This is a genomic window from Steroidobacter sp. (assembly GCF_036406195.1).
Taxonomy (GTDB): domain Bacteria; phylum Pseudomonadota; class Gammaproteobacteria; order Steroidobacterales; family Steroidobacteraceae; genus Steroidobacter.
In genome coordinates this window covers 328,229-353,726 of the sequence record NZ_DASWVW010000061.1, presented here as the reverse complement: position 1 = coordinate 353,726, position 25,498 = coordinate 328,229, and the positions used below count along the sequence as shown (strand labels likewise).

Sequence of the window (25,498 nt, the reverse complement as noted above, 5' to 3'; positions counted from 1 at the left end):
TATCCCCAGGCCGCCAGCTCACGCCAGCGGCTTAAACCTTCCCTTGGAACACCGCATCGAACTCAACGAGTCGGACGTAACAACGCACGGAGTGGAGAGGGCGAACTTGCAATACGGCGCTGGCGCCAATACCCCAGCCTCGGGGCCACCCGGGGCGGTGGACCCTCTGCTCGGCGATGCGGGCCTGGTTGCGGCTGCCCGCAGCGGCGATATGCGGGCGTTCGAACGCCTGTATCGCACCCACAGCGGCAAAGTGATGGGCCTGTGCCTGCGGATGACGCGGCGGCGGGACGTGGCGGAGGATTGCGTGCAACAGACTTTCATCAGAGCGTGGCGGAATCTGCAGGCCTTCGAGGGCCGCAGCGCCTTCGGCACCTGGCTGCATCGAATTGCAGTCAACGAGGTGCTGAGCCACGCCCGCAATCACGGCACGCGTTTCGAATCCAACGATGAGACCGTCGAGAACGCCATCGCCGAACCCGGCGACGGCGCCAGAGAACACGATGCCGGCGAAGTGATGGATGTGGAACGCGCCTTGGCGACCTTGCCCGACGGCGCTCGTCACGTGGTCGTATTGCAGGCTGTGTACGGCTACAGCCACGAAGAATGTGCCGACATGCTCGGCATCGCAGTCGGTACCTGCAAGGCGCAATTGCATCGTGGACGACGACTGTTACGCGAGCGCATGGGCGTCGCGGCGGAGGCGGACGATGAGTAACTCACCTGAAGATCAGGGTCGGAAGCGCAGCGACCCGCTGAGCGAGATGCTGGCATCGCTGCCCCGTGACCTGCCTCCCGAGCGCGATCTGTGGCCGGGCATTCAAGCCGAGATCGCCAAGACTCCCATCGTTACCGACACCGCGCCGGTCGTGCACTTCACATCGTCACGCTGGTTTCAGATCGCCGCGGGGTTGCTTCTCGTGCTCGCGACATCCCTCACTACGTTTGTCATCACGCGCCAATCCATGGAGCGTGACCCCACCGTGCAAGTCGCTCGTGAACAGCAGCAGCCGCAAGTGCCGATGGCGACCGCGCCGCTGAATGCGATGCCAGTCAGCTTCGGCCCGGAAGTCCTCGGTGCCGACTACATCAAAGCCCGCTCCGAGCTGAACGCCCAGTTCGAGGCTCGCATCAAGACGCTGCCGCCTTCAACGCGCGCCAAGCTGGAACGCAATCTCGCCGACCTGCGCCATGCGGCCAACGAAATCTCCAAGACGCTGGCCGAACATCCCTCCGATCCGTTGCTGCAGGATCTGTTGATGTCCACTTATCAGCGCGAGCTGCAGCTGCTCGCCGATGTTAGCGAAGTGCCGGTGACCCACGCCGTGAGGACCGATCTATGAACGCCCCTGTGTCTGTAGCTCTGCGTGCCGTGTCGATGGCCATGCTGGCGGCGGCGCAGTGCGCCAGTGCCGAGCAGATCTCCAAGACCCTGGCAGCGGACGCGCGCGGCGAGGTCGAGATCGTCAATGTCGCCGGTTCCGTCGAAGTCTCCACTTGGGGGCGCAACGAAGTGCGCGTCGAAGCCGATCTCGGCAGCGGCGTCGAGCGGCTGGATTTCCGCAAGGACGGATCGCGCACATACATCAAGGTGGTGCTGCCCCGTATGAGCAAGGGCCGCGGCGCCAGCTACCTGGTCGTAACGGTACCTCGCGACAGCAGCTTGATCGTCAACACGGTCAGTGCCGAGCAGAGGATCACTGGAGTGCGCGGCTCGCAGCGCCTGCAAGCGGTGAGCGGCAGCATCGAAACCGAATTCGGCCCCGGCGATGTCGAGCTGAAAACCGTGAGCGGCGACATCGAGGCGCGCGGCCGGGAGGGCAAGGGACTGGTGCGAGCCACCACCGTCAGCGGCGATCTGCAGATTCACAAGGCCGGTCCGGAGCTGGACCTGAACACCGTGTCCGGCGACATGCTCGTGACCCTCGACCGGCTGGATCGCGGCCGCATCAAGACCACCAACGGCGATCTGGATCTCACCACCACGCTCGGCGCGGGCGCGCGCCTGGATGCCGAGGCCATCAACGGCGACCTGACGTTCAAGTTGCGCGGCCGGATCAACGCCGAGTTCGATATTGAAACATTCAATGGCGACATCGAGAACTGCTTCGGCCCCAAGCCCAACCGCAGCCGCGAGTACGGCCCGGGCAACGAATTGCACTTCATCGAAGGCAAGGCCGATGCGCGCGTTCGCATCAAGACGCTGAACGGATCGGTCAATTTGTGTAAGCGTTAATCCTGCAGCGGCACAGGCGGGCGTTCGCCTGGCAAGCGCCGTGCGGCGAGGCGATGACACGGCAACAGTGACCGCGGTCGCGGATCGAAAATCACAAGGGTTAAGCGCTGCTACTCAGGCGTTCGGGGGTAGCCGCAAATGTGACTGAGTGCCGCCGTTGCGCTTTGCGGCCCAACCCCGCAACGGTTACGATCCTCGCTGATGTCCGCCACCCCCTCCGACAATTCGCCCCCACAGCCCGCCTGGCGCATTCTGCTCGTCGACGACGAGCCGACCCAGCGTCTGATCGTGGCGCGCCTGCTCAAGCGCGGCGGCTACGAGGTCGAGATGGCGGCCAATGGCCGCGAGGCGCTCGCCAAGCTGGAGCAGGGCGATTACCCCCTGATGATCACCGACTGGGAAATGCCGGAAATGGACGGCGTGGCCCTGTGCCAGGCGTTGCGCTCGAAAGAGCAGGGCTACACCTACATCATTCTGCTCACTTCCCGCGATGCCATCGAGCATCTGGTGGCGGGCCTGCAATCGGGCGCCGACGATTACCTGATCAAGCCGGTGGTCGAGCCGGAGCTGATTGCGCGGCTCAATACCGGCCGGCGCATCGTGACGCTGGAGCGCTCGCTGCGCGCCGCCAATGAAGAGAATCGGCGCCTGTCGGTCACCGATCCGCTCACCGGTGTATACAATCGCCGCTACCTGATGGAACAGCTGCCGCGCGAGATCGATCGCGCGGCGCGTTATGGCCGGCAGCTGGCGACCATCATGTGCGATGTCGACCACTTCAAGAAGATCAACGATACCCACGGCCACCTGACCGGCGATGAAGTCCTGAAATGGTTTGCGCAGGCGCTCCGGATCGGCGTGCGCGCCACCGACTGGATCGCGCGTTATGGCGGCGAGGAGTTCGTGATCGTGATGCCGGAAACCCATGTGGACAACGCGGCCATGGCCGCCGAGCATCTGCGCCAGCACATCGCCGAGCAGCCGTTCATGGTGGGAGGCCAGGAGCTTCGAGTGTCGGCCAGTTTCGGCGTGTCCGGCTGGCGAGACAAAGTGCCGCTGGATGCAACGCTCGACAGCTTGATGGCGCAGTGTGATTCCGGCGTGTACGCCAGCAAGGCTGCCGGTCGCAATCGCATCACCATCGAGAGTCTGGACTAGCTGACTCGCCCGGGGTGGCCCGCGCTTCGTTCCGCCCCCCTAGAAACCTCGACGCGCCTCAACCCGTCCTGGCCGCCGCCGGCGGCGTGTACTGAGCAAAGAACTGCTTCGCTCGTTGCAACTCACCCGCCAGTTGCGTGACCAACTCGGCCAGACTCGCCTGGTCGAGGCTCGCTGCCTGCGTTTCCAGCGTATGCGCCAGGTTGCGCAACGGTCCGGCATGGACGTTGGCGCTCGCGCCCTTGAGCTTGTGCGCGATGCGGCTCAAGTTGACGCGATCGAGCATGGCCAGCGCCGCCCGCGCCTCCTCGAGCACTTGTTCGCCGCTGGCGATGAAGGTCTCGGCCAGCTCGCGGATGAATTCGGGATCGCCGTCGGTCAGCTCGTTGAGCCTGGACAGATCGACGGGCACGTCGTTGCTGGCAATGTCTGCATGCGAAACCACGATGTCCTCGGGTGTGACGCGTAAACCAAACCGGGTCAGGACCTCATGCAGCCGCGGAATCTCCAGCGGCTTGGTGAGGAAGGCATTCATACCGGCGTCCATGCAACGCTCCAGCTGGCTCGCCATGGCATTGGCGGTCAGCGCGACGATGGGCACGTTCGGCCGGCCATCGCCGGTCTCCCGTTCGCGGATGCGCTGACTGGCGGTGATGCCGTCCATCACCGGCATCTGCAAATCCATCAGAACCAGATCGAACGTCGTTTCCTCGCAGGCGCGCACCGCTTCGACGCCGTTGTCGGCGACGCGCACCGTACAACCCATGCGCTCCAGAAAACGCACCGCGACCTTTTGATTGACTGCGTTGTCTTCCACCAGCAGCACGGTGCCGCGATAGGCGTCCATGAGGTGTGGCGCGAGCGTGTTGCGCGTGACGATGGGCTGGCTCTGCATGTGCCATTGCCTGGAATCGTGTGCCAGCACCCGGTCCAGGCACTTCAGCAGCTCGCGTGTGCGAATCGGCTTGGTGAGATAGGCGGCAAATCCCAACGCGGCGAAGCGATGAATGTCGCCGTGTCCGTCCACCGACGTGAGCATGACCAGGCGCGCTTGCGAGAGCTGCCGATCAGCATTGATGCGTTCGCCGAGCGCCGCGCCATCCATGTCGTGCATGCGGTGATCGGCGAGGACGACTTCGAACGGATGGCCATCCACAGCCGCGGCATGCAGCAGGCTCATGGCTTCGATGCCGCCGCCCGCCAGGCTCACTTCGAAACCTGCGTGTATCAGCTGGCCGGCGAGCACGCGACGATTGGTCTCGTTGTCATCCACCACCAGCACACGGCGGCCCAGGCGGGTGAGGTCCTGCGGCGGCGGCGCGGGGGGTGCTGTCTGCGTCGCCACGGTCAGTGGCACGGTGAACCAGAATCGCGAGCCTTTGTTCAGCTCGCTGTGCGCGCCAACATCGCCGCCCATCATCTGCACCAGCCGCCGCACGATCGACAGACCCAGGCCGGTGCCGCCGAAGTGTCGCGTCGTGGACGAGTCCGCCTGCACGAACGGTTGGAACAGGTTCTGCAACGTGCCTGGCGCGATGCCGATGCCCGTATCGCGCACCTCGAAGTGAGAGCATTGCCGGCCGTCGACGGTCTCGACGCTGACCTCGACCACGATCTCACCTTCGCGCGTGAACTTGATGGCGTTGCTCACCAGGTTGATGAGGCATTGGCGAATGCGCTGAGGATCGCCCACGACGCGGTTCGGCACATTCGGATGAATGTGCACCACCAGCTCGAGATTCTTGGCGGCGGCCTGGAACGCCAGCATCACGCCCACTTCCTCGGCGATGTCGCGCAGGTCCAGCTCGATGGCTTCGATGTCGAGCTTGCCCGCCTCGATCTTGGAAAAATCCAGGATGTCGTTGATCACGATCAGCAGTGAATCGGCGCTGGAACGGATGGTCTCGGCATAGTCGCGTTGCGTACGGTCGAGCGGGCTTTCCAGCAGCAGGCCGGTCATACCGATGATGCCGTTCATCGGCGTGCGAATCTCGTGACTGACGTTGGCCAGGAACTCGCTCTTGGCGCGGTTCGCGCTCTCGGCGGCTTCGGTAGCTTGTAACAACGCTTCGCGAGCCGAGCGTGCTTCGGTGACATCTTGCAGCGACCCAGACAGCCGCAACGGCCGGCCGTCCGCATCGCGTTCCGCGGTCGCGCGGGCGCGATACCATCGATACTCGCCGCTGCGCGTTCGCAAGCGGATCTCGACGTCATAAGGCAAGCGCTGCTGGAAATGGACGCGACTGGCGGCGGCGATCGTTTCGACGTCGTCGGGATGCAGGAATTCCTGCAGAAAATTCGAACCCGGCGGCAACTCGCCTTCGGTGTAGCCCAGCAATTCGGCGACTCGCGGCGAGTGCCAGGACGAGCCGTCGACGTCCATTTCCCACAGGCCGTCCTGCGTGCCCTTGATGGCGCGCTCCAGGCGCTGCTGCGTGTGCCGCAGAGCGTCCTCGGCCAGTTTCTGTTCGTGGGCGTCCTGAATCGAGCCGGCCATGGACCGGGGCTTGCCGTGCTCGTCGCGTTCTACCATGCCGCGATGGCGGAACCAGCGATATTCGCCGTTCTTCATCTGGAGCCGCATCATCAGGTCGAAGGGCGTGCCGTACTTGACGTGTTGCCGGAAGACGTGTCGTGCGCGACTGATATCGTCCGGATGAAAACGCTCCGTGGCAGCGTCCGGTGCATTGGACAGCTCGCCGGGCTGGTAGCCGAGCAGCGTGTGGTAACTCGAGGAGAACCACAGGGTGCCGCTCACCATGTCTTTCTCCCAATGGCCTTCGGAGCTGGACAGCGAAGCACGCTCCAGCCGGCGTTCCACATCGCGCAGCATCTGCGCCTGCTGCTGCAGGCGTTCGGCCGCTTCGATCTCCTTGGTGATGTCCCAGGAAACACCGAGCAACTGCATGCCGCCGTCCTCGGCCAGCAGCACGCGAGCGTGAGTCTGCACGTGCAGCAAGCGGCCGCTGCGTCCCCGGATTCGATAGCGATAGGAAACGCGTTCCTTGCCGTTCACGCGAGCATCGGCCAGGCACGCGCGGATTTGGGCGTCATCGTCGGGATCTATTCGCTCACGGTAGTTGTCGAGCGACAGATCGATTGGCTCGCCGAAGAGCACCTCGGGGTGCGGATTTTCGATCCATACGAAGCGGCGCGTCTGCGTGTCCAACTGCCAGCAAGTGATACCCGCGGCTTCGGTGGCCATGTTGAGGCGTTCGGCGAGCGCGCGCTGTTGGTTGGCGTGCTCTACTTCATGAGAGATGTCGCGAGTGACACCGACCAACTCGGTCGCGGCACGCGCGCGGTCTGTCACGGTCAGTGTGCGGAAATATGTTTCGATGTGACGGATGGTGCCGTCCGGATGCACCACGCGAGCGCGCAACGATCCGCTGCCCTCCGGACTCTCCAGAACCTGTCTCAGCGCGGCCCGGGTGTTCAGGCGATCGTCCGGATGCACGGGCAGCATGCCGTCGTCGAGCACCCCCGGGACAGCGAGCAACTGCTGTAGAGTGGGGTCGCATGTGACCTTGCGAGTGGCCAGATCCAGGTGCCACACGCCGACTCCGGCGAGTTCCGTGGCAAGCTGCAGCTTGGCGCGCAGAGCGCCCTCCGCCTCGCTGGAGGCGCGAGTGGCGGCACGCCTGCGACCATAGGCCCAGACATAGGCCCAGACATAGGCCCAGAGCGCCCCCGCGCCCAGGAGGACGCCGAGCGCAAGGCTGGCCAGATGTGTCAGGTCGAGCTGCACCATCGATTTCGAATGCCCGTTACGATGACCCCATGGCAATGCACCGTGCGATTGCCCCCCATTGCAATTGCTACGGGTCAGGTCGTGACATGACCACCTGTATCGGCAGCGAACCAGGAAGATTGTCGATTGGCGAGGAATTTCAGGGATGCCCTTAGCCGCGGCGCCGCGAGGTCCCCGCCCGCCTGTGACCGGGTTCTCGGATGTTAGAATCCGCCCGGTGTGACCGAGGTCACACCTCACCGAGCTCAATATCGAGGACCGGACATGCGGGCATTGAAAATCGCCGGAATCGTGGTCGGCAGCATCGTGGCGCTGCTCGTGCTGGCGCTGCTCGCGGTGGTGTTGTTCGTCGACCCGAACGACTATCGCGACGACATCGAGCGCCTGGTGGAGAGCAAGACCGGGCGCCAGCTGACGCTGAGCGGCGACCTGGATCTGTCGATCTTTCCCTGGCTGGCGCTCAAGGCCGGTCCGGCCAGCCTGGGCGATGCGCCGGGTTTCGGCGACGAGCCATTCGTGGTCATTCAGGAAGCGCGTGTCGGCGTGCGCTTGTTACCGTTGATCCGCGGCAAGGTGGAAGTGGGCAATGTGCGTTTAGCCGGCGCCCGCATTCGCTTGATCACGGACGAGCAGGGTCGTAACAACTGGGCCGACCTGGGTCAGTCACAGCAAGAAGAGGCGGCGCCCGCGCCCGGCGATGAGCCGCCGATGGAAGTCCCCACCATCGCCGGCCTGGAGATCGAGGACGCGGCGGTGACGCTGGAGAACCGCCAGGAGAAGACCCGACAGGTGGTGCGCGACTTCAATCTCAAGACCGGCCGCCTCGCCTCGGGCGAGCCTTTCGATCTGACGACCGATTTCGTCCTGGATCAGGAACCATCGCTGTCCGCCAAGATTCGTCTCGCTGCCACGGTGACGGCGGATCTCGAAGCCAATGCGCATCGGCTCGCGCAGCCCGAGATCGATGTGACACTCACCGGGCAGGGTTACCCGCCGGAAGGCATTCCGGTGCAGATTCGAGCCGACGCGCTCACCGCCGACGTTGGCAAGGAGCTGTACCGGCTCGAAGCGCTGAACGTGAAGACCACCTGGAAGGGCGAAGGCTTTCCCGCCGCCGGCGTGCCAGTGACGCTGCAGGCGAAAGATTTCAACGCCAATCTCGCGGCGCAGACCCTGGAGCTCAACGGCCTGGCGCTGGACCTGGCTGGCGGCCATCTCACGGGCGCGCTCACCGGCAAGGAAATTCTCGATGCGCCGGCCCTCAGCGGTCCGCTCAAGCTCGAGCCGGTCTCGTTGCGAGAATGGGCGCCGAAGCTCGGTGTTTCCCTGCCCGCGACCGCCGATCCGAAAGTGTTCGAGAAGCTCAGCTTCTCCGGCACGGTCTCGCTGACCAAGTCGTCCGCTGAAGTGGGCAACATCCTGCTGCAGCTCGATGACACCACCGCCAAGGGCATGCTCGGCGTCGCCGACTTCGATTCGAAGGCGCTGCGCTTCGATCTGAACGTGGATCGCATCAACGCCGATCGTTATCTGCCGCCGCCGAGCGAACAGCCGGCCGCGTCCGCGGCGGATGAGGCGCCGACGCCGATCCCAGTGGAAACATTGCGCAACTTGAACGCGCGCGGCCAGTTGCAAGTGGGCGAAGCGATCTTTGCTGGAATCAAATTCACCAAGCTGCGGCTCGGCGTGAACGCGCGCGATGGCAAAGTGCGATTCCACCCGTCCGAAGCTTCGATGTACGGCGGCAACTACACCGGCGATATCAGCATCGATGCCACGAGCGATGTGGCGCGGGTGACGCTCGATGAGCACATCAGCGGCGTCGATTTCGCGCCGTTGTTCAAAGATTTCTTCGAGACCGAGCGGGTGTCCGGCAAGGGCAACGCCAATATCAAGCTGACGGGCTCGGGCAAGAATACCGACGAGATCGTGAAGACGCTCACCGGCTCCTTGGATTTCAAGGTGACGGATGGCGCGCTCGAAGGGGCGGACCTCTGGTACGAAATCCGCCGCGCTCGCGCGGTCTTGAAGCAGCAGGCCATTCCCGAACGCAGCGGCCCGGCTCGCACGCCGTTCACGGCGCTGACCGGCTCCGGCGTGATGAAGAATGGCGTGCTGTCGAACAACGACCTCAATGTGGCCATGCAGTACCTGAAGGTCACCGGGCAGGGCACGGTCGATGTGCCGGCCAGCACGCTGGACTATCGCCTGGTCGCGGCAGTAATGAAGATTCCCCGCGAGGGCGCCGAGGCGTCCGAGATGCAGGACCTGGTGGATGCCGAGATTCCCGTGAAGATCACCGGCTCGCTGACCGATCCGAAGGTGCGTCCGGATCTGGAGGGCTACCTGAAGAACCAGGTCAAGCAGCGCGTCGACAAGGAGAAAGAAAAGGTCGAGGAGAAGATCAAGGACAAGCTCAAGGATCTGTTCAAGCGCTAGCGGCGTCGGCCAGCCGCCCGGTCGGTATCTAGGTCGGTATCTAGGTCGGTAGCTAGGGACGACATCAAGGAGGCGATATCAAGGAGTCGATATCAAGGGTCGAAACCAAATGGTCGCGGCAAGCGACTAATAGGGTGTGAGTCCCTTGCAAATCCTCCCCGGCGGGTTCGCGTTGGCGGTGCTGTTATCGGCATCGCCCGCGCACGCGTTCACCATCGAGCGCAGCGAAGCCCGCTACGTCGAGAAGCACTTCACCTATGAGCTGGTGGTCACGCTGGATGCGCCGATCGAGCGCGTCAATGAGGTCCTGCGTAATTACGCCGACTATCCCTCGCTCAATGAACGCATTCTCGAAGCCAAGGTGCTGGACCGGCCAGCGCCCGGGGAGGTGATGATCGAGACGACCGTTGAAGTCTGTTTCGGTTGGCTGTGCCGCGATGTCAATCGCGTCGAACGTGTGCAGGAGGCCGAGTATTCGCTGGTGGCCATCGCCGATCCGACCCGCAGCGATGTGAAATTCAGCGAGACGCGGAGCCAGTTGATGCCGGCTCATCAAGGCGCCACTCGCGTGCAGTATGTAACGAATGTGGTGCCCGGTTTCTGGGTGCCGCCGCTCGGTGGGCGGCGCATGATGCTGAAAATGCTGGAGACCGAGACCCGCCACCTGTTCATGAGCGTGGAGCGCAAGGCAAAGCAATCCCAGCCCGACGACCCGCCGCCCTGAGTCCCCACCCTGAGCCGCGACATGGCATCATGTCGCCGTGGCAGCGACGATCGACAATCAATTGACCCTTGATGAAACGAGGGCCGGACAAACTGGAGCGCCCGAGCTCTCGGGCGACATGTTCGCCACCGCCTTGCTGGCATGGTTCGATGGCCACGGCCGCAAACATTTGCCCTGGCAACAGCAGATCACACCGTACCGCGTCTGGATCTCGGAGATCATGCTGCAGCAGACGCAGGTGGCCACGGTCATTCCCTATTACGAGCGATTCATGCAGCGCTTTCCCGACGTGCGGGCGCTGGCGGCCGCTGCCGATGACGAAGTGCTGCATCTGTGGACCGGCCTGGGCTACTACGCGCGAGCACGCAATCTATTGCGAGCTGCACGCATCATCGTTGCCGAGCACGGCGGAGAATTTCCGGACACGATCGAGGCTGTGCAGGCGCTGCCCGGTATCGGCCGGTCGACCGCCGGCGCCATCCTCGCGATTTCGCAGGCGCAACGTCATCCCATCCTCGACGGCAACGTCAAGCGCGTGCTGACCCGATGTTTCGGGATCGAAGGCTTTCCCGGCGAGACCGCGGTGGAGCGTGAGCTATGGTCTTTGGCGGACGCATGCACACCGGCCGAACGCGTGGCGCATTACACCCAGGCCATCATGGATCTGGGCGCGACGGTGTGTGTTCGATCGCGACCTTTGTGCGTCGTCTGCCCCATGCACGAACGATGCGTTGCCCGGCGCGAAGGAATGCAGGCCATTCTGCCGACGCCGAAGCCGCGCAAGGCGCGTCCCGAACGCACGGCTTACGCCGCGATCTTGCGCCGCTCTGACGGCGCTGTACTGCTCGAGCGTCGGCCGCCCGCGGGTATCTGGGGCGGACTTTGGACCTTTCCGCAGTTTGATGAGCACGACGCCGCGGTCGCATGGATGGAACAACATGCCTGCGCTGGGCCGCTCGCGAGTCAGGCGCTGCCGCCGTACTCGCATTCCTTCACGCATTTCGATCTCACGCTGCAGCCAATCCTGGTACGCGATGCACGCGAGCGCCCGGCGATCGCCGACGCCGATCGCTATTGCTGGTATGACGTGCGGCAGCCAGCAAAGATCGGTCTGGCCAAGCCTGCGGTGGATCTGATTCGCGCCCTCGCCGAGCGCGAGCCGGTATAGCGTTGTACACTGCGAATCCCACCGCGACGGGGGCGTTGCGCATCGTGCCGCGCCTGTCATGACAGATTCGCTGGAGTCGCTGGGGGGTGGAGTCGCTATGGCCAGAATGGTGAAGTGCGTGTTGCTGGGCGTCGAAGCCGAAGGGCTCGACTACGCGCCCTATCCCGGCGAGCTCGGGCAGCGCATCTACGAGAATGTTTCCAAGGAAGCCTGGCAGCGCTGGCTCAAGCACCAGACCATGCTGATCAACGAATACCGACTTACGCCGATCGAGCCCAAGGCGCGCAAGTTCCTCGTCCAAGAGATGGAGAAGTTCTTTTTCGGCGGCGGCTCCGAGAAGCCGCAAGAGTTCGTGCCCGAGCAGTAGCCGAGGCCGTCAGCCTGCCTTGCGCTGCCACTGCTTCTCCAGCAGCGCGCGCATCTGTTCCGAAACGCGCTCGAACTCGACCGAGATCATTTTCAGCTCTTCGCTCCAGTCGTTGCCGCCATCGCCGCGGGCGCGTGTTTCCACGTCGCCGGTCAGCAGAGCGAGTCGATTCACGTGCATGTTGTTCGCCGCGCCCTTGAGCTTGTGAGCGGCGCGGGCCACTTGCTCCAGGTCTTGCCGATGCGCGGCAGCGCGCATTTCCAGAATCGCTTCCTCGCCACCCATGATGAAGGCGCTCACCAGCTCGGCGGCGAATTCTTCGTCGTCGCCCGCCACTTCCTGCAAGCGCTGCTTGATCGCATCGTCGAGATTGCGATGCATGGAAGCGACCACGGTCGTCTCCAGGTCGGATGGCGTGCTCATGAAGCGATCGAGCACATCCTGCAGCCGTGAGATGTCGAGCGGCTTGGTGAGGTAGTCGTCCATGCCGGCTTCGAGGCAGCGCTCCAACGTGCCCATCATCGCGTTGGCGGTGAGCGCCACGATCGGCGTGCGATGGGCGTCGCCTTCGAAGGCACGAATGCGCCGCGTTGCTTCCAGGCCATCCATGACGGGCATCTGCATGTCCATGAGGATGAAGCCATAGCTGTTGCGCTCGAACGCTTCGACCGCCTGCTTGCCGTCGCCGACCACGTGGACTTCGCAGCCCAGGCGTTCCAGGAAGCGGCGCGCCACGCGCTGGTTGATGGCGTTGTCCTCCACCAGCAGCACCCGGCCCGAATACACGCGTTTGACTTCGTTTGCGACCAGCGTGCCGCGCGTGATGATGGGCTGGCTGTGCATATGCCAGTCCTCTGCACCGCGTGCCAACGCGCGATTCAAACAATCGAGCAACTCACGCGTGCGCACGGGTTTGGTGAGATACGCCGAGAAGCCGATGTCTGCGAAACGTTGCATGTCACCGGAGCGGTCCAGCGAGGTGAGCAGCATCAGGCGCGTCGGCGGAATGTCCCGTGCCTTCATGATCTGTTCGCCGAGCATGGCGCCGTCCATGTCGGGCATTTGATAGTCGAGCAGCACGGCGTCGAACGCACCGCCGGATCGCAGGATCTGCAGTGCTTCGTGTGCATGTGATGCCGTGATCACTTCGTAGCCGGCATGCACCATCTGGTTCGACAGCACGCGTCGATTGGTGTCGTTGTCGTCCACCAGCAGAATGCGCCGGCCCTGATGGACGGCGGGCTGCTCCAGTTCCCAGTCGCCGGAGCCCGCGGGTTCCTCCACAGGCAAAGTGAACCAGAACGTCGAGCCTTTGCCGACTTCGCTCTGCGCGCCGGTCTGGCCGCCCATCATTTCGACCAGCTTGCGCACGATGGACAGGCCGAGGCCGGTGCCGCCGAAACGACGCGTGGTGGAAGAGTCGGCCTGGATGAAAGGCTGGAACAACTTGTCCAGCGATTCGCGAGGAATGCCGATGCCGGTATCGCGCACTTCGAAATGCATCAAGGCTTTGCCGTTCTGGCGGCCGAGCACGCACACTTCCAGCACCACTTCACCGGTCTGCGTGAACTTGATGGCGTTGCCAACCAGGTTGAGCAGACATTGACGAATGCGTTGCGGGTCGCCGAGCACGCGCTCCGGCACTTCCGGCCGCACGTTGACCACCAGCTCGAGACTCTTGGCGGCGGCCTGGAACGCCATGATGGAGCCCACGTCGTCGACGTTGGAGCGCAGGTCCAGCTCGATGTTCTCGATGTCGAGCTTGCCGGCTTCGATCTTGGAGAAGTCCAGGATGTCGTTGAGGATGGTCAGCAGCGAGTCGGCACTGGCGCGAATGGTCTCAGCGTAATCGCGCTGCACACGATCGAGGCCGGTATCCAGCAGCAGGCCGGTCATGCCGATGATGCCGTTCATCGGCGTGCGAATCTCGTGGCTCATGGTGGCCAGGAACGAGCTCTTGGCGCGGCTCGCTTCTTCGGCTTCCTCGGCGGCGCGCTCCATCGCGACGCGCGCGGCGCGTTCGTGCGAGATGTCATGAATCGAGCCCGCCAGCCACAGCGGACGATTGTCGCGATCGCGTTCTGCGCTGGCACGCGAGCGTACCCACAGCCAGTCGCCATCCTTCTTGCGCAAACGATATTCGATGTCGTAAGGCGCGCCGTGTTGCAGATGTTCGCTCATCGCCTTACCGACGATGGCGCCGTCGTCCGGGTGCACAAAGGCTTCCGGGCGCCCTTCGTCGTTGGGCTCGCTGCCGTCATAGCCGAGCATCAGGCGGAACTGCGGCGAGTGCCAGATCTCGCCCGTCTGCAGATTGAATTCGAACAACGCATCCTGCGTACCCGACACGGCACGTTGAAAGCGTTCCTGCGCTTCCTTGATCTCGGCGGCCTGGCGGGAGATTTCTTCCTTGGCTTGCTCTTCCTTGGTGACATCCCAATCGATGCCGTGCACGCACAGTACCTTGCCGCTGGCGTCACGCAGAATGCTGGCGTGGAGCTGTATGTGGCGTGTGTCGCCATGCGCGTCGATGACCCGATAGCGCTTGGCGAGCGAAGAGCACTTGCTGCAAATGGCCTCGCGGAACAGCTCGTTCCAGTCCTCCTGCTCGTCCGGATGCACGAACTTGCGAGCGTACTCCATGCCGCTGATCTCGCGTACGCCGCCGCAGCGCTTGATCATCGGGCAGCCTTCGTCGATGACCACCAGGTCCGACTCGATGTTCCATTGCCACACCGACAGACCGGCGGATTCGTTCACCATGCGCATGCGCTCGATCATGCGACGATTGGCGTTTTCGGCGGCTTCGGCACGCTCCAGTGCGGTACGCAGCTCGGCCGTCTCGTTGCGTGAGCGCATGGCCTCTGCCAGCGCCATTGTCTCCGCCTGCGACTTGCGCAAGTTCGCCGAGCCGAAGAACGCGGTCACGAAGATTGCGAACACCGCGACCGCATGGCTTTCCAGATAGGCCCACCAGCCGCCGTGATACGGCGAGATGATCGGCGACACCAGCAGACACACTGCGCTGACGAAGCCGATCACGCCGACGTGCCAATATTTGCTCGACGATAGCGCGAGCATCACGGCCAGCACGTAACCGATGCCGATGGCCGAGTCGAGCACGTTGGCCAGATCGGCAGTGAACACGATCGCGCAGGTCGCCAGCAGCCAGGGCATCAGGTTGCGACGCCCGCGAGGGGTGCCTTCCAGGCCTTTCATCAACAGGCGGCGGCGTTCATCCTCGGGCAGCGCGATCAGCGAGCGCAGGTAGTAGCGCAGGCCAAACACGCCCAGCAGCAACAATCCGACCAGGATGTAACCGAGCGTGCTGGAGGACAGATAGGACTGGCCGAAGAAACGATGGACGATCGCCTGCTCGCGCTCCATCGGCAGATCGATCAGCAGCACGCCGCCGGCACGGTCCGGCACTGCATAGAACAGGTGCGGTGCCCCGGCGACGTCCTTGAACTGGACATACGGCTGAGGACCGCGCGTGCGCAGGGCCTGGATGGCATCGGCCGCGATCTGGTCGTTCGGCTCCGCCTCGCCGCTATCGAGGACGCCCGGCAGATGACGCGCGCCGAACGCTTGATTGAAGGTGTCCAGCGATTTGTCCGGCGCGCCATGGGCCAGCAGCGCTTCGCTCAGCGCATAGGCCTTGGTGATGGCGATCTCCGCGCCAATGTTCTGTGCCACCACCTGCTTTTGCTGCAGGAACGGGGCGCCCGCGATCGACAACACCAGGACCAGCACCAGTATGGCGACGACCGAGCTCTGTCCGGCGATGACGGCGAGTAGGTTTCTTGATTGTTTCACCGCTGCTCCAAGCGATGCGTCCTCCCGAAGGAGCGCACTACATGCGCAGCGGAGAATTGCGGCAAGTACCAGCGTCGCGTTATGCCCGATCGTGGCGTCAATAATGAGGATTTGTGACGCGACTCGCAGTCCGGGGTGCCGCAGGGCGGGACTCTTGCAGCCGATCTGTGACTTACTTCGCCAGGAAGTCGGTGGTCAGGGTCAGCATCGCGCGAACGCCGGTGAGCATGCCGGCCTCGTCCAGATAGAACAAGGGCGAGTGGTTGAACGGCACGGTCGCGGGGTCCTTGTCGCGCGGCGTGATGCCAATCCAGAAGAACAGGGACGGTACCTTGGTGCCGAAGAACGAATAGTCCTCGGCCACCGTCTGCAGACCGATCAGCTTTACGTTCTCCTTACCGGCCACTTGCTCGAACAATGGCAGGGCCCGGCTGGTCAGCTCGGCATCGTTGACGACGGGCGGAATGGAGACCTCGTCACGTACCGTGACCTCCGCCTTGGCGCCGCTGGCCTCGGCGATGTTGCTGGCGGTGGCCTGCATGCGCTTGATGATGTCATCGCGCATGTCGCGGTCGAAGGTGCGAATGGTGCCGACCATTTCCACCGTGTCCGGAATGATGTTGAAACGAATGCCGCCCTTGATGGCGCCGACGGTGATGACGGCCGGAACGTGAGTGATGTCGATCTGGCGCGAAACGATGGTCTGCAGCCCGGTGAGGATCTGACCGGACACGGTGATGGGGTCGATGCCGGCCCAGGGCCGCGAGCCGTGCGTCTGCACGCCCGTGACCACCACCTTGAAGTAATCCGAGCCGGCCATCATCGGTCCGGGCTTGTAACCGATCTCACCGGTGTTGAGCGAGGCCATCACGTGCAGGCCGAGCATCACATCGGGCTTCGCGATGTCGAACAGCCCTTGCTCCAGCATGTATAGCGCACCGCCGCGTTCGCCCTCCGGCGGCCCTTCCTCGGCCGGCTGGAATACGAACAGCACCTGACCGGTCAGCGAATCCTTCATCTTCACCAGCGCTTCGGCCACGCCGAGCAGGATGGCCACGTGAGCATCGTGACCGCACGCATGCATGACGCCCACTTTCTCGCCGCGGAATTCACTGGTGACATTGGACTTGAACGGCACGTCGGTCTGCTCGGTGACCGGCAGCGCATCCATGTCGGCGCGCAGGCCTACCGTCCGGCCGGGCTTGCCACCCTTCAGCAGCGCGGCCACGCCGGTGTGGCCAATGCCGGTCTTCACTTCCAGGCCCATCGCCTCGAGCTTCTTTGCAATGAAGTCCGCCGTCTTGACCTCGCGGTTGCTCAGCTCGGGATTGGCATGCAGATGGCGGCGCCATTCGATCATGCGGGGTTGCACCGATCTGGCGGCCGCATCGATGGCGGACACGTCGGCGGCAGCAAGCATGGGGAAAGCCAGGGCCAGGGCGCCGCCCGTCAGGATCGCGCCGAGTTTTGTCGAGGAGATTTTTTTGGAGCGAAGGGAACGATGCATCCGGACCTCCGTTGAGACTCGTGCAGTGTACAAGCACGGCCACGACGGTGGTATTTTTCCGGCATGCGTGTCCTCGCCCTGAACTGCGGCAGCTCCTCGGTCAAAAGCGCCTTGATCGATACGGCCAGTGGCCGGCGCCTGCAGGAAATTCACGTCGAAAACATCGGCTCGGAGCAAGTGCGGCTGCATGCGGGCGCGCAGGTGCACGATCTCGATGCGGGCACGAACCTGCAGGCCGCGGTGGATGAATTACTGGCGTGCTATGCGGGCCGGTTCCAGCGGGGTAACGCGGTTTCGACCGAGAGCCTTACCAGTTCGGTTGCCGCCGTGGCACACCGCTTGGTTCATGGCGGCCCGAAGTTCGTGGACCCGACGCGCCTGGATGATGCGGTGCTCGGGGAAATCGAGCAGTTGAATCACCTGGCTCCGCTGCACAATCCACCGGCGTTGACGGCGCTCCGCAGCGCGCGTGCCGCCTTGCCGAACGTCCCGCACTTTGCGGTATTCGATACGGCGTTCCATGCCACGCTACCCGATCATGCGCGTGAATACGCGCTGCCCGCTGATGTCCGCAAACGATATGGAATTCGGCGCTTTGGATTCCATGGCATCAACCATGAGCACGTTGCACGCAGCGTCGCGGCGTACTTGCAGATCGACTTGGAGAAACTGCGCATCATCTGTTGTCATCTCGGCAATGGCGCGAGTGTGACGGCGATAGAGCAGGGGCGCAGCGTCGACACGAGCATGGGCATGACGCCGCTCGAAGGTTTGATCATGGGTACTCGCGCCGGCGACGTGGATCCCGGCGTGCTGTTGCAGCTGGGCCGCTCCGGCGACATCGATGCGGATCAACTGGATGATCTGCTCAACAAACGCTCGGGCCTGAAGGGTCTGGTGGGCACGAATGATTTGCGTGAGATCCAGCGTCGCGCGAGCGCGGGCGATCAGGACTGCGAGCTGGCCATCGCGATGTATGTACATCGCATTCGCAAGTACATTGGCGCCTATGTTGCTGCGATGGGCGGTGTGGATGTCATTGCGTTCACGGCAGGCGTGGGAGAGCATAGCGCGCTGATTCGGCGGCGCTGTCTCGAGCGACTGGACTTCATGGGCGCCACGTTGGACGCTGCACGCAATGAGAAGGTGAAACTCACTTCCGACGCCCCCATTGCGGTGCTCAATGCGCCCACCTCGCGCGTGCATCTACTCGCTGTTCGCGCCGATGAAGAATTTGCGATGGCTCGGGCGGTCGCCGCCGCGCTCGGCGAGTAAGCTGCACTACGAGCTTGCGACGTCGAGCGTCGTCTTCAGTCAATCGATCACTTTGCGCAACGCTTGCGGGCTGTCATCGCCCGCGGCGCGGGCGTCGTTGAGTGCTCGAAAGCCATGACTATTGCGCGGGATGGGGAGGAGGAACGACCGGCGGGACGGTTTGCAGCCAGCGCAACACTTCGGCGACGCCACCGAGCCGGTATTGAGCCAGTGTCGCCGCGGGATTGCCAACCCGAATCGATACGCCCGACATCTCGTTGACCACGGCGAATGCATCTTCGTCCGTAACGTCATCGCCGATGAACACCGGCGTGCGCCCGGCAAACGGCGCTTCTTGCATGAACGAGGTGATCGAGCTGCCCTTGGTCCATTCGCCCGGCCGCAGTTCCAGCACGCTCTTGCCCGCTTGCAGCGCGAACACGGGGCCGAGCTGCACGAGCGCCTCGTTCATGACTCGATACACCTCGTCCCGCAGCTCCGGCGCGCGCCGGAAGTGCATCGCGAGGGCATAGTGCTTGTCCTCCAGCAACAAACCTTCGTGCCCTCGAACGAAATCGGCCAGTTGACCGCGCACGCGCGCAATGGTGGCTGCGTCTACTTCCGGCCGCAGCACATGACCGTCGGCGGTACGTCGCTCGCAGCCGTGCACGCCAGATGCGATGAACCGCAAGGGCGAGAACAACTGATCCAGATTGGCCAGGCTGCGGCCACTGACCAGCGCCAGCGCGCCGTCCAGGCGCCAGCGCACTTCTTCGAGCAATTGTTTGAGACCGGCGGGCACGTGCACTCCCTGCGGCGTCTCGGCGATTTCCAGCAGCGTGCCGTCGACATCGAGGAACAGCGCCCACCCCGGCTGGTTGTGCGGAGCGGCTTCCGTCATGAGGCGGACCTTACGTGGCTTTGCCTTGCCGCTCAACTCCGCAGAGCCGCTCCCAGTTCATCAAGCCGATCATTGCAGACGCGCCGGCTCCAGCAATTGCACGCTGAAGAGCTGGTCTGGGTCCATCCACACGCGCCTCACCGCCAGGCCGGCCGTCGCCGCCAGCTCGCTGAAGCCCTCCAGCGTGTACTTATGGCAATACTCGGTGCGCAGATGCTCGCCGGATGCGATGCGGATCTTCTCGCCGCCCAGGCGCACGACCTGATCCCTCTTGCTGACCAGGTGCATCTCGATGCGGCTTTGGTCTTCCACCCACACGGCTAGATGCTCGAAAGCGTCGAGATCGAAGTTCGCGCCCAACTCCCGGTTCACGTGCCGGAGGGCGTTGAGATTGAACTCGGCCGTGACGCCCGCCGCATCGTCATACGCTCGCTCGAGAACGCGCCGGTCCTTGTACAGATCGATGCCGATCAGAACCGCGCCATTCCTACCGATCAAATCACGCATCTGCGCCAGCAGCGCGTGGGCATGCGTGCGATCGAAGTTTCCCAGGGTGGAGCCCGGGAAATAAACGATGCGCCGCTGTGCCGTGCGGACGAATTGCGGCAATTCGAACGGCTGCGTGAAATCGGCGCACACCGGCACGATGTGCAGATTCGGATAGTCCTTGGCGAGCGCGCCCGCCGCTGCAAACAAATGCTCACGCGAAATATCCACCGGCACGTAAGCCAGTGGATGATCCAACTTATCCAGCAACAACCGGGTTTTCAGGCTGGTGCCGCTGCCGAGCTCGATTACCGCCGCTTCGGGGCCGATGTGTTGCGCCATCTCGGCCGCATGGGTCTGCATGATCTGCAACTCGGTGCGCGTGATGTAGTACTCCGGCAGCTCGCAGATACTGTCGAACAGGAACGAGCCCAGCTCGTCGTAGAACCAGACCGGCGACAGCTCCTTGGGGTCCTTTTTCAGACCTGCCAATACATCGTCGGTGAGCGTGTCGTGGGTGGGTTTGGCGGGAACGGTGCTCGGATGCTTTGCCATTGCTCTTCCTTTGCTTACAGGTCACGCGCCAGGCGCACACCCATGAACTGCCAACGAGCCTGGGGATAGAAGAAATTGCGATACGTGGCGCGCACGTGATCGGCCGGCGTCGCGCACGAGCCGCCGCGCAGCACCAGCTGATTGCACATGAACTTGCCGTTGTATTCGCCGAGCGCGCCGGCGGGCGGCCGATAACCGGGATAGGCGACGTAGGGCGAGGCGGTCCACTCCCAGACGTCACCAAACATTTGCTTCAATCCTGCGGTGTCGCCGGCGGGCAGCGGCGTCAGCACGTCGGGCTTCAACAGATTGCCGCGCACCGGTAGCGACCTGGCCGCCAGCTCCCACTCGGCTTCGGTGGGCAGGCGTGCATTGGCCCAGCGTGCGAAGGCATCCGCTTCGTAATAGCTCAAATGAGTCACTGGCGCTCGAGCATCCAAGGGTTGCAAGCCTCTCAAGGTGAACTCCGAGTCCAACCCGGGGGCCCAGTAGAACGGTCGCGTCCAACCTTCTTGATTCACCGTGCTCCAACCGTCCGACAGCCAGAACTCGGGGCGGCGATAGCCGCCGGCGCGGATGAATTCCAGATACTCGCCGTTGGTCACCAAGCGATCGCCGAGCGCGTAGGGTTCCACCAACGTGCGATGACGTGGGGTCTCGTTGTCGAAACAAAAGTGCTTGCCGGTCGCGCCGATCTCGCCCACGCCCCCTTCGAACGTCAGGAACTGCAGCGGCCCCGGCGCACGCGCTTCCATGGCGGGTAGCGGCTTGCTCGTGTAGGCGGGCAGCAGCGGGTTCCTCGACAGAAGGTGTTTGATGTCGGTGAGCAGCAGCTCCTGATGCTGCTGCTCGTGATTGATGCCCAGCTTCACCAGCGGCGCGGTCTGCTCGTCGTCCTCTTCGCGCGAGTCGAGCAACTTGAGCATGTGTTCATCGACGTGCTTGCGGTACGCGAACACTTCCTGGACCGTCGGTCGCGTGAGCAACCCTCGCTCCGGCCGCTGGTGCATCGGGCCGACCGACTGATAGTACGAGTTGAACAGGTACTCGAACCCGGCCTGGAACGGCCGATAGCCCGACAGCATCGGCCGCAGCAGGAACTGCTCGAAGAACCAGCTGGTGTGCGCCAGATGCCACTTGGCCGGACTCGCATCCGGCATGCTCTGGACCACGTAGTCCTCGATCTCCAACGGCTCGCACAGGGCCAGCGTCACCTCGCGGATGCGGGTATAGCGACAGGCCAGGGGTTCGTGGGATCGATCGGTAAGGGGAGTGGCTGCCGGATAGACCGCTGCCATGGTCTGAGACTCCTTATATATGTGGCCTGGACTCCGAGCCGGGGCTCGCTCGCGCCATCCTTGTCCCAAGGAGTCGCCTCCGATAACGCCTGGGCGCACCCAAAAGTTGCAAACCCATGTAAAGATTGAGGTTAAGGGCGCGATACCAAGACCGACGCAGTATAGAGCCGCAAACCTGACAGGGCGCGCCGGCATTTCCGTGGGTTCTTCGCGAATCTGCGCCAGCCCGAGTCAGTCCGCCGGGCGTTGGGTTCTGGCTCGGCGCCGGCCTGGCCAGCCCTGCCCCGAACACGTTTTCCTTGACGCTTCGAGCGCCCCCCGCTCTAATACGCGCCCGCTCCGGTACATCCCCGGCGCGCCTCTCGCGGCCTGCGACCTCGTCCGGGCCCACCCTGCATGGCCAGGTAGCTCAGTTGGTAGAGCAGCGGACTGAAAATCCGCGTGTCGATGGTTCGATTCCGTCCCTGGCCACCACTTTCAAGTTGCTGACAACCATAGAGTTTTCGGCTCCGGGCCGGGCTCGCCTCCTTGAATTCAATTCACGCTTGTATCTTTAGCTTGCGGTGAAAGTGGGATGTTTCAAAACCCAGGCGTTCACGTTTGTGAACGCGGGCAGATATTGAACAACTGTCAGTTCGTGTTCACAATTACGTCTTGTTCACGAAATGTGAACGGGACAACAATATGAACAACTACGAGACAGGCCTACTGGAAGCTGCCGCTGCGCACCTGCGCGCTCGCGGCCTGACCGTTACGATTAAGGAGCCTCGTCGCGACGAACATAGCGACGCTTGGCTTCGAGTGGCCAAGGGCAAGCAGCACATCGACTATGCGGTCGACGTGCAGCGCCAGGTCACCCCTCAAACTCTCGGGGCTATCGTTTCCCAGCTGAATCACCGGGCCGCGCTGACCAAGAAACCAATGCTGCTGGTCACGAACTACATCACTCCCCCTGTGGCAGATCGGCTGGCGAACCTGGAACAGCAATTCGTGGACACCGCCGGAAATGCTTTCCTCGATGCTCCCGGAGTATTCGTCTTCATCACCGGGCGTCGGCCCGCAAAGAATGCCGTTGCCCAAAGGCCGGATCGGGCTTTCACCCCTGCCGGCTTGAAGACATTGTTCGCTTTCATCTGCAATCCACAACTCGTCACAGCGACATATAGGGAAATTGCAGCAGCGGCTAACATCGCACTGGGGGCGCTGCCCACGGTGATGACGGGCATCCAGCAAGCAGGACATCTTCATGTCATGGGTAACAAGCGGCAGCTCGTCGCGACGAGACGTCTCCTCGACGAGTGGTCCCTTGCCTACGCGAGAACGCTCCGTCCCAAACAGTTGCTGCGAACCCTGGTTTCTCCAGCGTTTGAAGCCTGGCGCGAGTGGGATCTGCAAGCAGACGGCGCAAGGTGGGGCGGCGAGCCCGCCGCAGCATTGCTGACGGGGAACCTCAAGCCCGGAGTGCTGACGCTCTACGCGGACAAGTTGCCCGCTCGTCTCATGGTGCAGCATCGCATGATGACCGCCAGGCCGAATGATGATCACAACCTTGTCGAGGTACGTAGGCCATTCTGGGGGGAAGTGTCGAGCGTTCGAGCAGATGTCGTGCCTCTCCCATTGGTGTATGCGGACTTGCTGGCTACTGGCGATGCTCGCTGTCTCGAAGTGGCTGAGATCATCTACGAGGAATACCTTGCTCGACTTTTCACATCGACGTGAGCTAAGCCTCCATGCAGAGGCTGCGGTAGAGCTGACGAGTGCACTCGGAGAGATGGGAATCTCTGCCATCGTCGTGGGAGCTTTCGCGCGCGACCTTCACCTGCATTATGGAGCGGGAATTCCAGTACAGCGCAGTACCGAGGATATCGATTTCGCTTTCGCGCTCAGGGACTGGGATGAGTTCGATGCTTTGAGGAAACGGCTGACCGCCTCTGGCTACTTCGAGCAGGTTGAAGGAAAGCCGCATCGTCTGAAGCACCGGAACGCACTTTCAGTCGACCTCGTTCCGTTCGGCAACATCGAGAACGAGCACCGGAAGATCGTGTGGCCTCCGCGAGGCGATGTCGTGATGGATGTTTGCTGATTGGGCCGAATCACCCGATTTCGATTACGAACTCAGCGGAGCGCGAATGCTCGGGCATGACATACGAAGACTAGTCGATCAGAACGGACTTGCAAAAGTCGACCAGATTCTACGTGGACAGCTTGACACGGGAGAGCTTCCGCAAGAGATGCAGCGATTCTCTCCGGAGCATGCAATGGCGTTGCTGGAGTCCTTGCACACTGGTCTGGTGGCCTGACGAGTTGGGCACTGGCAAAGCGGCGACGAAGCGCGGCAATATGGATGCGCGCCAATACGACACCTGTCTCACTGGTCGCCAGACTGGCTGGCAGTTGATAATCGAGGAAATCATCGTCGCGCACGCGATCCAACCTCGTAACATCGAGCGGTTCATGGTGCGGATGAGGGAAGATGAAGCATGCGCGACAGGCATGACGACTACGAGCCAATAATTGCAGGCCGGCGATCTCGCGAACCTCGGCGTGAGGAAGCGCCACCGCTTTGGCGTACATTGCTTGCGGTTGTCGCAGTTTTCGCCGTGGTCATTTTGTTCGCCTGGTGGTGGACCAGTCGGCCCTCGAACGACGAGAGAGAGACGAGTGCGCAACAGCAACCCGCAGCGCCAGAAACTTTTCCGGAAACTCACGTAGAGCAAGAGGTCGTACCTCCAGCGCGCGATCCCGGAACGTCTGTTGAATCCCCGCAGCAGCCGGCGCGATCGGCACCTGCTCCCGAGCCGGAGATTGCAGCGGAACCGAGGGCTGCTGCGACGCCCGAAGCGACAGCGCAGAGCGCTCCTGAAGTCGTGCCCGAGAGTGACGCCTCACCACCAGCGCCACCGACCTCCGTATCCGTTCGGTTCACGAGTCCAGACTCGCAAGTGAGATTCGAGTTGCGTCAGGCGTCCGATGAGAAGCCCTTCCTGACGAGCAACGCTGGCGATACGGTTGAGGTGCCGCCAGGAACGTATCGAGTCACTGCTTCCGGAGCCCAGTTGGAGCGCTTCGAACGAGACATCACTTTCGATGGCGAGCGTGCGCTCGAATACGCGGTCGAACTGTGTGCGCAGCGCAAGTACGATCGTGAAAGCCTGGTCGGTCGGCTCGTTGAACAGCGCAAGTGTTCGAGCGCTGCGGAATGCCAAACCTTATTCGGGATTCTGAGTGAGTCCGCAGACGATCTCGTGCGGCAGCGGGACTTTCGCATGGAACAATGTGCGAAGTGGCGCCCCGGCGCAACGCCCGAGGGACAGTGGACGCTGAACATTCAATGTGACGGAGCAATGCCCGAGACCACATGCAGCATCGAGATCGCGGAAGGTGAGTGCACTCATGCTCAATCGCCGCGCAGTATGCGGGGTGGTGCGTGCCCGCGGGCGGAGATCAGGTGAGGTGGGCATTAGTTCGAACCTCTCTCGATCGACGCAGGAAGGAGCGGACGAACGCGCGGACTTGCTCAAGTGCTCGCATCTGCGCACCTATGCGCTGCCGGGCATTGTCGCAGAGCGCGCTGATCGATTTTTGTTCGTTCTTTCTGGAATGCTGCCTCGATCAAGTTCGGTACATGCGAGAACTGCTCGAGCCTTCCGAGCTGCAGCCTTGGATCGAGCTGTACGTGCGCGATGAAGAAGGTGCAGGGCGCCTGCCGAAACGCAGCTTCGCGTTGCTGCGTGAAGCGCTTCCGTCGGGAGAGTTGGAGAGAGGCCGCGTTCCCGGGGTGCTTGACGTGAGCGAACGCACCGCTCGCCTGTGATCTCTGCACTCGTGGAGAAACGCC

General features: G+C 63.0%; 18 protein-coding genes and 1 tRNA gene. 13 read left to right on the top strand and 6 right to left on the bottom strand.

Annotated elements, in window-relative coordinates:
- The first annotated feature begins 106 nt into the window (after nucleotides 1-106).
- The 4 genes from VGE08_RS25165 (at nucleotide 107) to VGE08_RS25150 (ending at nucleotide 3,394) form a co-directional block, all read left to right on the top strand.
- On the top strand, nucleotides 107-718 hold the full coding sequence (locus tag VGE08_RS25165) for an RNA polymerase sigma factor (RefSeq protein ID WP_331070692.1): 612 nt from the start codon (nucleotides 107-109) through the stop codon (nucleotides 716-718).
- Nucleotides 711-1,343, top strand: coding sequence for a hypothetical protein (locus VGE08_RS25160; RefSeq protein ID WP_331070691.1), 633 nt, complete (start codon nucleotides 711-713; stop codon nucleotides 1,341-1,343). The genes VGE08_RS25165 and VGE08_RS25160 overlap by 8 nt, the downstream gene beginning before the upstream one ends.
- Nucleotides 1,340-2,236 (top strand): DUF4097 family beta strand repeat-containing protein, encoded by an 897-nt coding sequence (locus VGE08_RS25155; protein WP_331070690.1) that lies wholly within the window; start codon nucleotides 1,340-1,342, stop codon nucleotides 2,234-2,236. The genes VGE08_RS25160 and VGE08_RS25155 overlap by 4 nt, the downstream gene beginning before the upstream one ends.
- Before the next feature lie 201 nt (nucleotides 2,237-2,437).
- Nucleotides 2,438-3,394 carry a diguanylate cyclase gene (locus VGE08_RS25150; protein WP_331070689.1) on the top strand — a complete coding sequence of 319 codons (957 nt, stop codon included), beginning with the start codon at nucleotides 2,438-2,440 and terminating at the stop codon, nucleotides 3,392-3,394.
- Nucleotides 3,395-3,452: 58 nt separating this feature from the next.
- On the opposite strand, the gene VGE08_RS25145 is transcribed toward VGE08_RS25150, so the two are convergent.
- Entirely contained in the window at nucleotides 3,453-7,145 is a 3,693-nt protein-coding gene (locus VGE08_RS25145) for a PAS domain-containing protein (RefSeq protein ID WP_331070688.1), read from the bottom strand.
- A gap of 264 nt (nucleotides 7,146-7,409) precedes the next feature.
- On the opposite strand from VGE08_RS25145, the gene VGE08_RS25140 reads away from it, so the two are divergent.
- The 4 genes from VGE08_RS25140 (at nucleotide 7,410) to VGE08_RS25125 (ending at nucleotide 11,843) form a co-directional block, all read left to right on the top strand.
- The gene (locus VGE08_RS25140) at nucleotides 7,410-9,584 is read left to right on the top strand and encodes an AsmA family protein (protein WP_331070687.1); all 2,175 of its coding nucleotides are present in this window, start codon (nucleotides 7,410-7,412) and stop codon (nucleotides 9,582-9,584) included.
- 145 nt (nucleotides 9,585-9,729) lie between these two features.
- A complete protein-coding gene (locus VGE08_RS25135; protein WP_331070686.1) occupies nucleotides 9,730-10,308 on the top strand; it encodes a hypothetical protein in 579 nt (192 codons plus the stop codon).
- 118 nt (nucleotides 10,309-10,426) lie between these two features.
- Nucleotides 10,427-11,476, top strand: coding sequence for an A/G-specific adenine glycosylase (gene mutY, locus VGE08_RS25130; protein ID WP_331070685.1), 1,050 nt, complete (start codon nucleotides 10,427-10,429; stop codon nucleotides 11,474-11,476).
- Between the two features lie 97 nt (nucleotides 11,477-11,573).
- Nucleotides 11,574-11,843 carry an oxidative damage protection protein gene (locus VGE08_RS25125; RefSeq protein ID WP_331070684.1) on the top strand — a complete coding sequence of 90 codons (270 nt, stop codon included), beginning with the start codon at nucleotides 11,574-11,576 and terminating at the stop codon, nucleotides 11,841-11,843.
- 9 nt (nucleotides 11,844-11,852) lie between these two features.
- Here the strand turns inward: VGE08_RS25125 and VGE08_RS25120 are convergent, their stop codons facing one another.
- Complete coding sequence (locus tag VGE08_RS25120; RefSeq protein ID WP_331070683.1) at nucleotides 11,853-15,659, bottom strand: response regulator; 3,807 nt, start codon at nucleotides 15,657-15,659, stop codon at nucleotides 11,853-11,855.
- A 172-nt stretch (nucleotides 15,660-15,831) separates the two neighbouring features.
- Complete coding sequence (locus VGE08_RS25115) at nucleotides 15,832-17,166, bottom strand: amidohydrolase (protein ID WP_331070682.1); 1,335 nt, start codon at nucleotides 17,164-17,166, stop codon at nucleotides 15,832-15,834.
- 63 nt (nucleotides 17,167-17,229) lie between these two features.
- Here VGE08_RS25115 and VGE08_RS25110 point away from each other — a divergent pair, with 63 nt between their 5' ends.
- On the top strand, nucleotides 17,230-18,441 hold the full coding sequence (locus tag VGE08_RS25110; RefSeq protein ID WP_331070681.1) for an acetate/propionate family kinase: 1,212 nt from the start codon (nucleotides 17,230-17,232) through the stop codon (nucleotides 18,439-18,441).
- A gap of 118 nt (nucleotides 18,442-18,559) precedes the next feature.
- Here VGE08_RS25110 and otsB read toward each other — a convergent pair whose 3' ends face one another.
- The 3 genes from otsB to egtB form a co-directional block, all read right to left on the bottom strand.
- Complete coding sequence (gene otsB / locus VGE08_RS25105) at nucleotides 18,560-19,321, bottom strand: trehalose-phosphatase (RefSeq protein ID WP_331070680.1); 762 nt, start codon at nucleotides 19,319-19,321, stop codon at nucleotides 18,560-18,562.
- A gap of 69 nt (nucleotides 19,322-19,390) precedes the next feature.
- Nucleotides 19,391-20,362 (bottom strand): L-histidine N(alpha)-methyltransferase, encoded by a 972-nt coding sequence (egtD, locus tag VGE08_RS25100; protein ID WP_331070679.1) that lies wholly within the window; start codon nucleotides 20,360-20,362, stop codon nucleotides 19,391-19,393.
- Between the two features lie 14 nt (nucleotides 20,363-20,376).
- Nucleotides 20,377-21,660, bottom strand: a complete 1,284-nt coding sequence (egtB, locus tag VGE08_RS25095) for an ergothioneine biosynthesis protein EgtB (protein WP_331070678.1) — start codon at nucleotides 21,658-21,660, stop codon at nucleotides 20,377-20,379.
- Nucleotides 21,661-22,058: 398 nt separating this feature from the next.
- Between egtB and VGE08_RS25090 the strand changes: the two genes are divergently transcribed.
- From VGE08_RS25090 to VGE08_RS25075, 4 genes are all read left to right on the top strand, one after another.
- A tRNA-Phe gene (locus tag VGE08_RS25090) sits at nucleotides 22,059-22,134 on the top strand.
- Nucleotides 22,135-22,344: 210 nt separating this feature from the next.
- Nucleotides 22,345-23,379 carry a type IV toxin-antitoxin system AbiEi family antitoxin gene (locus VGE08_RS25085; protein ID WP_331070677.1) on the top strand — a complete coding sequence of 345 codons (1,035 nt, stop codon included), beginning with the start codon at nucleotides 22,345-22,347 and terminating at the stop codon, nucleotides 23,377-23,379.
- Nucleotides 23,354-23,743, top strand: a complete 390-nt coding sequence (locus VGE08_RS25080; RefSeq protein WP_331070676.1) for a nucleotidyl transferase AbiEii/AbiGii toxin family protein — start codon at nucleotides 23,354-23,356, stop codon at nucleotides 23,741-23,743. The genes VGE08_RS25085 and VGE08_RS25080 overlap by 26 nt, the downstream gene beginning before the upstream one ends.
- A 1,542-nt stretch (nucleotides 23,744-25,285) precedes the next feature.
- Nucleotides 25,286-25,474, top strand: a complete 189-nt coding sequence (locus VGE08_RS25075; protein WP_331070675.1) for a hypothetical protein — start codon at nucleotides 25,286-25,288, stop codon at nucleotides 25,472-25,474.
- The last annotated feature ends 24 nt before the right edge of the window (nucleotides 25,475-25,498 follow it).

Excerpts from the sequence above, each read along its gene's own strand:
- VGE08_RS25160 (WP_331070691.1), top strand. The coding sequence starts at position 711 with ATGAGTAACTCACCTGAAGATCAGGGTCGGAAGCGCAGCGACCCGCTG.
- VGE08_RS25155 (WP_331070690.1), top strand. The coding sequence starts at position 1,340 with ATGAACGCCCCTGTGTCTGTAGCTCTGCGTGCCGTGTCGATGGCCATG.
- VGE08_RS25150 (WP_331070689.1), top strand. The coding sequence starts at position 2,438 with ATGTCCGCCACCCCCTCCGACAATTCGCCCCCACAGCCCGCCTGGCGC.
- VGE08_RS25145 (WP_331070688.1), bottom strand. The coding sequence starts at position 7,145 with ATGGTGCAGCTCGACCTGACACATCTGGCCAGCCTTGCGCTCGGCGTC.
- VGE08_RS25140 (WP_331070687.1), top strand. The coding sequence starts at position 7,410 with ATGCGGGCATTGAAAATCGCCGGAATCGTGGTCGGCAGCATCGTGGCG.
- mutY (WP_331070685.1), top strand. The coding sequence starts at position 10,427 with ATGTTCGCCACCGCCTTGCTGGCATGGTTCGATGGCCACGGCCGCAAA.
- VGE08_RS25125 (WP_331070684.1), top strand. The coding sequence starts at position 11,574 with ATGGCCAGAATGGTGAAGTGCGTGTTGCTGGGCGTCGAAGCCGAAGGG.
- VGE08_RS25115 (WP_331070682.1), bottom strand. The coding sequence starts at position 17,166 with ATGCATCGTTCCCTTCGCTCCAAAAAAATCTCCTCGACAAAACTCGGC.
- VGE08_RS25110 (WP_331070681.1), top strand. The coding sequence starts at position 17,230 with ATGCGTGTCCTCGCCCTGAACTGCGGCAGCTCCTCGGTCAAAAGCGCC.
- otsB (WP_331070680.1), bottom strand. The coding sequence starts at position 19,321 with ATGACGGAAGCCGCTCCGCACAACCAGCCGGGGTGGGCGCTGTTCCTC.
- egtD (WP_331070679.1), bottom strand. The coding sequence starts at position 20,362 with ATGGCAAAGCATCCGAGCACCGTTCCCGCCAAACCCACCCACGACACG.
- egtB (WP_331070678.1), bottom strand. The coding sequence starts at position 21,660 with ATGGCAGCGGTCTATCCGGCAGCCACTCCCCTTACCGATCGATCCCAC.
- VGE08_RS25085 (WP_331070677.1), top strand. The coding sequence starts at position 22,345 with ATGAACAACTACGAGACAGGCCTACTGGAAGCTGCCGCTGCGCACCTG.
- VGE08_RS25075 (WP_331070675.1), top strand. The coding sequence starts at position 25,286 with ATGCGAGAACTGCTCGAGCCTTCCGAGCTGCAGCCTTGGATCGAGCTG.